The organism is Actinopolyspora mortivallis (assembly GCF_003001495.1).
GTDB lineage: Bacteria > Actinomycetota > Actinomycetes > Mycobacteriales > Pseudonocardiaceae > Actinopolyspora > Actinopolyspora mortivallis_A.
This window is the reverse complement of the sequence record NZ_PVSR01000069.1, coordinates 1-7,434: the sequence shown is the minus strand read 5'-3', so window position 1 is coordinate 7,434 and position 7,434 is coordinate 1. Positions and strand designations below refer to the sequence as shown.

Here is a 7,434-nt window from a genome sequence, read left to right as displayed (position 1 = left end):
GGTCCGGGGGTGGCGGTGATCTTGTCGATGGCGAAGCTTTCCAGGGCCAGGCGTGCCTCCAGCAGCGAGCGCGTCTCGGCGGGGGTGATCGGGACGACGAGGGCGCCGCGTTTGGGGTACAGGCGCAGGAACCCTTCGGCCTGCAGGTGCAGGAAGGCCTCGCGGACCGGGGTGCGGGACATCCGCAGGTGCTGGGCGATCTCTCCTTCGGAGAGCAGGTGTCCGTCCGGGTAGCTGCCGTCCAGCAGGCCGGCTTTGACGTGTCGGTAGGCGCGGTCGGCGGCGGGCTGGCTGTCGTCGGGGTGTGGTGTCCCCGCCGTGTTCGTGGACACCGACTCCGAGGGTGTTGTGTTCGACACGGTGCCATCCTACTTCCACCCAGCTTGTATTTAAGATGCATACAAGTTGGGAGGTGGGTGTGTACACCACGACGGATCCGTCCGCTTCTGCCGCCGTTGCCGCCACGACACCGAGGGGCAGCCCACGACGCGCGTGGACGGTGTGGGGTGTGGCCGCGGCGTGCTACTTCGTGGCCCTGTTCCACCGCGCCAGCCTCGCGGTGGCCGCCGACGCCGCTTCCGAACGGTTCTCCATCGGACCCGCGGCGCTGTCGGTGGCCTCGGCGCTGCAACTGGCGATCTATCTGGCGTTGCAGATCCCGGCCGGGGTACTGGCCGACCGGGTCGGCCCCCGCCGCATGATCACCGCCGCGACACTGGCCCTGGCGGTGGGATCGGCCGTTTTCGCGGTCAGCGGCTCCCTGGTGGGTGGTCTGGCCGGCAGGGCGTTGATCGGCTTCGGGGACGCCTTCCTGTTCACGAACGTGCTGCGACTGGCCGCCCACTGGTTTCCCGGTGACGGATTCGGCAGGGTGGCCGCGTTGACCGGGCTGGTCGGCGGGTTCGGGCAGTTGGCCGCCACAGCCCCGCTGGAGATCTCGCTGCGCTCCCTCGGCTGGCTGAGCACCTTCCTCGCCGCCGGGGCGCTGACCGCCGTGCTGGGGCTGTCGGCCTGGACGATCGTCCGTGACCACCCGCCGGGGCAGGGCACCGGGACGCGTCCACGCGCCGACGGGGAAAGCGCGCTCGGATCGCTGCGGGCGGTGCTGGCCCGCCGAGGAACCTGGCACGCCTTCTGGGTGCACTTCGTGATGATGGGGCAGTTCGTGGCCGTCACCGTGCTCTGGGGACCGCCGTGGCTGATCGAGGCGCAGGGCTACGGCACGGCCGCCGCTGGCGGATGGGTGCTGTGGTGCGTGGGCGGGTTCCTGCTCGGTGCGCTGCTGTGCGGACAGTTCGTCGCCGGCCGGCAGCGACGTCGGGAACGTGTCACCGCGGCGCTGTCGATGCTGCTCGTGCTGGTCTGGTCGGTCGTGGTCGGTTGGCCCGGGGTGCTTCCTCCCGCGCTGTTGGCGGTGTTGCTGCTGGTCGTCGGGGTGGCGGGTGGTTCGGCGATGCTGGCTTTCGACGGGGTGCGCGCGGCCAACGAGGAGCACCGTTCCGGTCTGGCCGTGGGCACGGCCAACATGGGCGGGTTCACCGCCGCGGTGCTGATCCAGCTCGCGGTGGGCGGTGTGCTGCGACTCACCGTCGATCTCGCGGCCGGCCCGTCCTACCGGTTGGCCTATCTGCCGGTGCTGGCCCTGGTCGTGCTCGGCACCGCGGCACAGCTGCGGCGGTCGCGGGGCACGCGGCGGCGTGTGCCGGTGGCTCGGTGACCGCCCGTCGGTGCGGGGCTCACGGAACCCGGCCCACTCCCACGTAGCCGTAGCGGCAGCTGCGCTGGTAGTCGTCCAGGGCCTGCTGGGCCGGGCTCCAGTCCGGGTAGTGCACGATTCCCGGCTCCACGAGTTCGGTGCCGGCGAACCACCCGGCCACCTCCTCGTAGCTGCGCAGCACGAGCTGCTCGTCGGCGTGTTCGTAGGAGGCCACGACCTGGTCGATCTCGGCCTGCAGGTCGGCGGGCAGGTTGTCGTCGCTGGCCTGGGACAGGGCCAGGTAGCTGCCGGAGGTGAGGCGGGAACGGTAGGTGGCCACCAGGTCGCCGGGTTTGTCCTGCGGGCCGATGAACAGCAGCACCCCGACGATCAACAGCCCCACCGGGCGGGAGAAGTCCAGCAGTTCGAGGGTTTCCGGATGGTTCAGCACCGCCTCGGGATCACGCAGGTCCTCCTTGAGGATGGTGACGTTGGGGTTGTCGGCCAACTCGGCCCGCGAGGTGTTGTAGGCGATGGTCTCGTAGTCCACGTACACGACGCGGGAGTGGGGGTTGTGCTGGGCGGCGATCTCGTGGACGTTGCCGACCGTGGGAATGCCCGATCCCAGGTCGAGGAACTGGTCGATGCCCTGGGAAGCCATGTAGCGCACCGCGCAGCGCAGGAACGAGCGGTTCAGCTGTGCGCCCAGTGACCAGCGCGGCGCCCGTTGCCTGATCCGCTCGGCCAGTTCCCGGTCCGCGGCCGTGTTGTGGCTTCCGCCGAGGAAGACGTCGTAGAGCCGTGCCGAGTTCGGACGGTCCACATTCGGTTCCGGCGCCCCGTTTTCCATGCTTGCCTCGTGCTCGGCGTACTCGGGTGTACTTCTTGCCGGAAACACTCTACGTATGTGGATCGTCACTGAACAGTAGTAATTCCGTGCCGCTGGAGACCGGAGAGGCACCGCAGCGCCGGGGCCGTCCCGGGTGAGCCGGTGCCGCCGGGTGAGACGAATTTCCTTCGCCGTTCAGGGGGCTCGCTCGGAAGGGGTAGCATTGTCAACAATCGGCGTTTCGGGTTGCCAGGCTCGGATGCCGTTGCGCCTGCCCGTTCGGGACCGTCTGTGCGAAGGGAGTTTCGGTGGCGCGTACCGCGTTTCCGGCAGCGCCGGACGTGGTTCGTGCTCTCACCCGCTCGGAACGCGCAACGAACGTTCGTCTCCGAAACGTGAGTGTGCCGGGACCGTCGCGGGCGTGGACATCACAGGGTGAGCAGTTCGGCTCGGTGTGTCTTCGACGTCGTGGGTCCCGGTCACGGGCGCGACGCGGTGTGACCACCGGATCCGGGTGGGCGACACGGGTGTCACCCACCGGGTTCCCCGCGGGTTCCGACACTGTCGGCGCGTCGCGGCCGCCCCGCCCCCGCGGCCAGGGGTGGGGACCTCGAAGTGACGAGAGGGTGCGAGATGTTGGGAGTCGACGAACAGAACCAGGCCGGGGAACTGGAACCGGTCCAACGGAAATCCACGGCGGCGATCGTCGCCGACCAACTGCGTTCGGCGATCATGCACGGTTCGCTGGCCCCGGGCAGCCAGCTCGGTGAGGCCGACCTCGCCGCCCAGTTGGGGGTCAGCCGTGGACCTCTGCGGGAAGCGATGCAGCGGCTGGTCCAGGAAGGGCTGTTGCAGAGCGAACCCCACCGGGGGCTGTTCGTGACCACGATGGAACCCGAGGACGTGCACGACGTCTACGTGGCCCGGCTGGCTGTGGAACGCAGCGCCTGCGAACAGATCGTGCGCTACCACCGGGTGGACGCGGTGGCGGAGCTGACCGCCGCCCACGCCAAGATGGTCGCCGCGGTGGCCAAGGACGACAAGGAGCAGCTCACCGAGGCCGACCAGGAGTTCCACGAGACGCTGGTGGCGGCCTCCCGCAGCCCACGGCTGCAACGGATGGCGCAGACGCTGCTGGTGGAGAAACGCATGTGCCTGGGCTCGCTCGTGCAGACCTACCCCGCGGACACGCAGGCGTTGGTCGACGAGCACAAGGGCCTGGTGGACGCGATCGAGGCCGGGGACGAGCAGCTGGTGCTGAGCCGGCTGGAGGCGCACATGAACGACGCGCTGCAACGGTTGACCGCCTCGTTCGACGAGGAGTAGCCCGGCCGGGGGTGCCCGGACGGCGAGTGCCGTCCGGGCACGCGGCGGGTCCGGTCACAGTCCTCCCACGGCGACGTACTTGGTCTCCAAGTACTCGTCGATGCCGACTGTGCCGCCCTCGCGGCCGATGCCGGACTGCTTGACCCCGCCGAAGGGGGCCGCGGCGTTGGACACCACCCCCTGGTTGAGCCCGACCATGCCGGCCTGCAACGCTTCGCTGACCCGCAGCGCCCGCTGCATGTCGCGGGTGTAGACGTAGCTGACCAGACCGAACTCGGTGTCGTTGGCCGCCTGCAGGGCCTGGTGTTCCTCGGTGAAGGTGACGATCGGCGCCACGGGCCCGAAGATCTCCTCCCGCAACAGTCGGGCCTCGGTGGGCACGTCGGCCAGCACGGTGGGGGTGTAGTAGTGGCCCGGTCCGTCGCCCCGTTGCCCACCGGTGACCACCCGGGCCCCGCGGGCGACGGCGTCGTCGACCAGTTCGACGACCTTGTCGAGTTGTCCCGCGTCGATCAGCGGCCCCACCTCGACGCTGTCGTCGACTCCTCTCCCGGTGCGCAGGGCACGCATCCGTTCGGTGAGTTTGGTGGTGAACTCCTCGGCCACGGAACGGTGCACGTAGAACCGGTTGGCCGCGGTGCAGGCCTCACCGATGTTGCGCATCTTGGCGAGCATCGCCCCGTCGACGGCGGCGTCCACGTCGGCGTCGTCGAAGACGAGGAAGGGGGCGTTGCCGCCGAGTTCCATGGACACGTTGAGCACCCGGGGGGCGGCCTGTTCGATCAGGCGGCGTCCGACCGGGGTGGATCCGGTGAAGGTCAGCTTGCGGATCCGCTCGTCGTTGAGGATCGGAGGTGTGACCTCCCCGGCGTGGCGGGCGGGGATGATGTTGAGTACCCCGTCGGGCAGGCCCGACTCGGTGAGGATGTGGCCCAGCGCCAGCATCGTCAGCGGCGTCTGGTGGGCGGGTTTGACCACCATGGTGCACCCGGCGGCCACGGCCGGGCCGATCTTGCGGGTTCCCATGGCCATGGGGAAGTTCCACGGTGTGATCATCAGTGACGGCCCGACCGGCTGGCGCAGCACCAGCATCCGGCCCTTGCCGGAGGGGGAGACACTGTAGTCCCCGCCGATGCGCACGGCCTCCTCGGCGAACCAGCGGAAGAACTCGGCGGCGTAGGTGATCTCGGCGCGGGACTCCGCCAGTGGTTTGCCCATCTCCAGGGTCATCAGCAGCGCCAGGTCCTCGTGCCTGTCGGTGATGGTCTCGAAGGCGCGTCGCAGGATCTCGCCGCGTTCCCGGGGCGGGTGTGCCGCCCAGGCGTTCTGGGCCCGGTCGGCGGCGGCGAGTGCCTCCACGGCGTCCTCGGCGGTGGCGTCGGAGACCGAACACAGGGTCCGGGTGGTGGAGGGGTCCTCCACGGGGAAGGTTCCCCCACGGGCGGCGGGACGCCAGGTGCCGTCGATGAGCAGCTGGGTGGGCGTCTGGTCGACGACGGTGTTCTCCCGCGGGTGGCTCGGTTGGTCAGTGGCACTCATGTCGCAAGGATGCCCTTCGAACTCGGCGACGGACAGGACCGTCGGACCATGATCCCACCCCCGGGGCGTGTTCCGGGATCGCTCGGGGAAGGCGTGTTGTCGTCCGAGAGCTCACGGGGCGGGGTCGTGGTGGCTGGTGTGCGCTGCCCGAGGGGAGCACTGCCGCTGTCCGGGTGACCGGTGTCGGCCTCGGCGGTGGGGCGCGGATAGATTACCGGCCATGAGCGATTGGGCGGCCGAACAGCCTGGTGGGCGTGGCAGGCCGGCCCGCGTGCCGCGCTCGGGCACCTCCGGGGGCGGGACGCGGCCGGCGGGCCGGCAACGACAGCAGCGGTCCGGCGCCCCGCCACGGCGGCCGGCCGCCGGGCGGAAACGGAAACGGTGGGGGCTGCGGATCGGGGTCACCGTGCTGGTGCTGGTGTTGCTGGCGACCGGGCTGGTGGCGTACGTGGACAGTTCGCTGCAACGTACCGACGCGTTGGCCGACTACCCCGGGCGAGTGGCCGACACGCCCGGCACCAACTGGTTGCTGGTGGGATCCGACAGCAGACAGGGCCTGGACGAGTCCCGTCGTGAGGAACTCTCTGCCGGGGACGCGGCCGGCAGGCGCACCGACACGATGATGCTGCTGCACATTCCCGAGGGCGGTGGCCAGCCGGTGCTGGTCAGCCTGCCCCGGGACTCCTCGGTGCCGATTCCCGGACACGGGCGGAACAAGCTCAACGCGGCCTTCGCGCTGGGCGGGCCGCGGCTGCTGGTACGCACCGTGGAAAAGGTCACCGGGGTGCGGCTGGACCACTACGCCGAGATCGGTCTGGGCGGTTTCGCCGGGCTGGTCGAGGCCGTGGGCGGGGTACGGATGTGCCTGGACGAGCCGTTGAACGACCCCAAGGCGGGTATCGACCTGCCGAAGGGGTGCCAGCAGCTGGACGGGACACAGGCCCTGGGTTTCGTCCGTAGCCGGGCCTATCCGCGTGGCGACCTGCAGCGGGTGGAGAACCAGCGTGCTCTGCTGGGCGCGTTGATCGACAAGGCCACCTCCCCGGCGACCCTGCTGAACCCGATGCGGACGGTGCCGCTGGTCTCCGCGGCCGGGGACACGTTCCTGGTGGACAACGGCGACCACCTGTGGCATCTGGCCGGTCTGGCCTGGGCGATGAGCGACGTCTCCTCCGGTGAGGGACTCACCGGCACCGTGCCCATCGCCGGGTTCGACACTCTGCGGGGCCAGTCGGTGGTCGAGTGGGACTCGGCGCGGGCCTCCCGTCTGTTCGAGGCGATCGCCGCCGATCGCCCGGTGCCGAAGGAGACCCTCGGTGGCCAGTAGGACCTAGCGGGGGGCCTGCCGTGCGGCGGCACGCTGCCGAGGGCTTCCGGTGGCGAAGCGCCGCAGCGCGGCCGCGTCCCCCTGGAACAGGTTCTGGTCACCGGGCAGCACCCCCTCGTTGTCGTACTGCCACATCGTGTGCCTGGCCCACCCGGCGGGCAGCTCACCGACACGTGGCCCGTAGCGGGCCACCCACAGCGGGTTGTTGCCGGCGAAGCCGGTGTTGCCGCCGGTGCAGGTGTTCCACCAGTGCCGGGTGGTGTAGATCATCGGGAAACGTCCGGTCAACGCCCGGTAGGTGTCACTGAACTCGGCGATCCACTGGCTCATCTCGGCCGGGCCCAGCCCGTAGCAGTCGTCGGGCCCGTAGGGGTTGTACTCGATGTCGACGACACCGGGCAGTGTGTGACCGTCGGGTTTCCAGTCGCCGCCGTTGGCGACGAAGAAGCGGGCCTGCGGGGCGGCCGCGGACAGGTCGGGACGCGCGAAGTGGTAGGACCCGCGGAGCATGCCCACCGCGCGGGCCCCGCGGTACTGGGCCCGGTGGGTGGAACTGCGGAAACCGGTTCCCTCGGTGGCCTTGACGTAGGCGAACCGGGCCCCGGCCCGCCACGCCGCCCGCCAGTCCACCCGACCCTGGTGGCCGCTGACGTCCATCCCGCGCACGACCGGCCCGGCCACCGAGGGGACGCCGTCTCCCCGTGGGGTGGGGTGGGC

General features: G+C 70.3%; 7 protein-coding genes. 3 read left to right on the top strand and 4 right to left on the bottom strand.

What is annotated here, in order from left to right; all coding sequences use genetic code 11:
- Nucleotides 1-332 (bottom strand): GntR family transcriptional regulator (locus CEP50_RS19490; protein ID WP_374957112.1); only part of this gene is annotated, 332 nt, incomplete at its 3' end.
- A 176-nt stretch (nucleotides 333-508) separates the two neighbouring features.
- On the opposite strand from CEP50_RS19490, the gene CEP50_RS19485 reads away from it, so the two are divergent.
- The gene (locus CEP50_RS19485; RefSeq protein WP_258175437.1) at nucleotides 509-1,717 is read left to right on the top strand and encodes an MFS transporter; all 1,209 of its coding nucleotides are present in this window, start codon (nucleotides 509-511) and stop codon (nucleotides 1,715-1,717) included.
- A gap of 19 nt (nucleotides 1,718-1,736) precedes the next feature.
- Here CEP50_RS19485 and CEP50_RS19480 read toward each other — a convergent pair whose 3' ends face one another.
- Nucleotides 1,737-2,519: an SAM-dependent methyltransferase gene (locus CEP50_RS19480; RefSeq protein ID WP_258175436.1), complete on the bottom strand. Its 783-nt coding sequence runs from the start codon at nucleotides 2,517-2,519 to the stop codon at nucleotides 1,737-1,739.
- 639 nt (nucleotides 2,520-3,158) lie between these two features.
- Between CEP50_RS19480 and CEP50_RS19475 the strand changes: the two genes are divergently transcribed.
- Nucleotides 3,159-3,851, top strand: a complete 693-nt coding sequence (locus tag CEP50_RS19475) for a GntR family transcriptional regulator (RefSeq protein WP_019854433.1) — start codon at nucleotides 3,159-3,161, stop codon at nucleotides 3,849-3,851.
- Nucleotides 3,852-3,905: 54 nt separating this feature from the next.
- On the opposite strand, the gene CEP50_RS19470 is transcribed toward CEP50_RS19475, so the two are convergent.
- Entirely contained in the window at nucleotides 3,906-5,390 is a 1,485-nt protein-coding gene (locus CEP50_RS19470) for an NAD-dependent succinate-semialdehyde dehydrogenase (protein WP_106115367.1), read from the bottom strand.
- Nucleotides 5,391-5,610: 220 nt separating this feature from the next.
- Here CEP50_RS19470 and CEP50_RS19465 point away from each other — a divergent pair, with 220 nt between their 5' ends.
- The gene (locus CEP50_RS19465; RefSeq protein ID WP_258175435.1) at nucleotides 5,611-6,717 is read left to right on the top strand and encodes an LCP family protein; all 1,107 of its coding nucleotides are present in this window, start codon (nucleotides 5,611-5,613) and stop codon (nucleotides 6,715-6,717) included.
- 3 nt (nucleotides 6,718-6,720) lie between these two features.
- Here the strand turns inward: CEP50_RS19465 and CEP50_RS19460 are convergent.
- On the bottom strand, nucleotides 6,721-7,434 hold a 714-nt coding region (locus CEP50_RS19460), incomplete at its 5' end, for a lysozyme (RefSeq protein ID WP_106115366.1).